We start from the raw sequence: 2,159 nt of genomic DNA, 5'->3' as shown, positions 1-2,159 counted from the left end.
TGTCGCTGCTGGTCGGCATCTGCCTCGTCAACGTGCTCTGCAATCTGGTCGCGAAACCGAGCCAGCAGGCCGGCGTGCCATATCCGGTCGCCTGCCGGATGTCGTTCGGCGTCTGGGGCGCGAACATCCCGGCGATCATCCGCGGCCTGATCGCGGTGGCCTGGTACGGCATCCAGACCTTCCTCGCCTCGTCGGCGCTGACCATCGTGCTGCTGCGCTTCTTCCCCGGCCTCGAAAGCCTGGCGCACGACCGATTCCTCGGGCTTTCGCATCTCGGCTGGCTTGGCTTCATGACCATGTGGGTGCTGCAGGCGCTGGTGTTCTGGCACGGCATGGAAGCGATCAAGCGTTTCATCGACTGGGCCGGTCCGGCGGTGTACGTGGTGATGTTCCTGCTCGCCGGCTGGATCGTCTGGAAGGCCGGCCCGGACAACATCAGCCTGAACCTCGGCGAGGTGAGGTACAGCGGCCTCGAATCCCTGGGCATGATGCTTACGGCCGTGGCGCTGGTCGTGTCGTATTTCTCCGGCCCGATGCTGAATTTCGGTGACTTCTCGCGCTACGGCAAAACCATGGGCGAAGTGAAGCGCGGCAATTTCTGGGGCCTGCCGGTCAATTTCCTGGCCTTCTCGGTGGTGACGGTAATCACCGTGTCGGGCACGATTCCGGTGTTCGGCCACATGATCACGGACCCGATCGAAACCGTCAGCAAAATCGACAACACGCTCGCCGCCGTGCTCGGCGCCTTCACGTTCGTGACCGCGACCATCGGCATCAACATCGTCGCCAACTTCGTGTCGCCGGCCTTTGATTTCTCGAACGTCGCACCGAAGCACATCAGTTTCCGCACCGGCGGTTTCATCGCCGCGGTCGGTTCGGTGTTCATCACGCCGTGGAACCTGTTCAATTCGCCGGACGTGATCCACTACACGCTCGACATGCTGGCCGCCTTCATCGGCCCGCTGTTCGGCATCCTGCTCGTGGACTTCTATCTGGTGCGCAAGCAGGTGATCGACATCCCGGCGCTCTACAGCGATCGCCCCGGCGACACCTACTGGTATGACAACGGCGTCAACCGCCGCGCGGTATGGGCGCTGGTGCCGGCGGTGATCGTCGGCGTGATCATCACGCTGTCGGGCGTCAAGGTGCTCGCCGACTTCAACTGGTTCATCGGCTGCGCGCTCGGCGGGCTGTTCTACCGGGTGGCGATGAAGGAGGCGATCGCGGCTGCGCCGAAGATGGTAGCGGCGGCGGGTTGAGCCGGGGCTTGCTCCCACACCCTGCACCGGTCTGGAGGCAGCGCGTCCAGCCGGTGCGGGAGGCTGCCATGTCTGTCGTCGATCTCCTCGACGCTGCCGATGATGCGTTTCCATGCGCTGGCAGACACCGAAGCCGCCAGCGTCGGCTGTCCGCAACCAGCATCAACCCTCAACCACTTCATGCCTCATTTTGCTACATTCGCCATTCGCAAATAGCGAATGAGGCCCCCGGTGCCGGCGCCCAAATCCAACCCGCAACTGACGCTGCGTCCGCAGGATCTCGTCGTCCTGCTGCGCCTGAGCCTCGATGCCGGACCTGCCCCGAGCTACGCCGCGCTGGCTGCCGAACTCGGCATGACCGCTTCCGAAGTCCACGCCGCCGTCGAACGTGCCGTCGCTGCACGCCTTGCCAGCAAGGATGCCGCCGGCAGGCCGGCCGTCGTGCGCGAGGCGCTGCGGCGCTTCGTGCAGTTCGGCGCGCCCTACTGCTTTCCGGCCACCCGCGGCAGCCTGACCCGCGGTTTGCCGACCGGATATGCCGCTGCGCCGTTGAACCGCACGATCCTGCCCGGTACCGACCCGGTGCCCGCGTGGCCGTACAAGCACGGCACCGTCCGCGGCGCCACGCTGCACCCGCTGTACCCGAGCGTCCCCGCCGCTGCGCAGCGAAATCCAGCGCTGTACGAACTGCTCGCCCTGTTCGACGCCGTACGCGGTGGCAGCGTCCGCGAACGCGCGCTCGCCCTCGAACTGCTGGATGCCCGCATCACTGGTACGGCGGTTGATGCCGGCTGAGCGTCACTTGTCATTCCGATGCCGACCGCGCGATACCGTTACTGTCTGCGACATCCCTGCTTTCCCCTGACACCGGAGCCCCCATGCCCGCCGCGATCGAGGTTC

Annotated in this window: 2 protein-coding genes; both read left to right on the top strand. The window is 65.5% G+C overall.

Going from position 1 to position 2,159, the window contains the following annotated elements; translation table 11 throughout:
• The coding region (locus PKE44_RS18600) for an NCS1 family nucleobase:cation symporter-1 (protein WP_324554213.1) at nucleotides 1–1,259 on the top strand (1,259 nt) is incomplete at its 5' end.
• Between the two features lie 231 nt (nucleotides 1,260–1,490).
• The gene (locus tag PKE44_RS18595) at nucleotides 1,491–2,054 is read left to right on the top strand and encodes a hypothetical protein (RefSeq protein ID WP_324554211.1); all 564 of its coding nucleotides are present in this window, start codon (nucleotides 1,491–1,493) and stop codon (nucleotides 2,052–2,054) included.
• Nucleotides 2,055–2,159: the final 105 nt, after the last annotated feature.

This window comes from Plasticicumulans sp. (assembly GCF_035331805.1).
In the GTDB taxonomy this organism is placed as follows: Bacteria; Pseudomonadota; Gammaproteobacteria; order Competibacterales; family Competibacteraceae; genus Plasticicumulans.
Note: the sequence above shows the minus strand (reverse complement) of the source record. Positions and strands in the feature narration are given on the sequence as shown.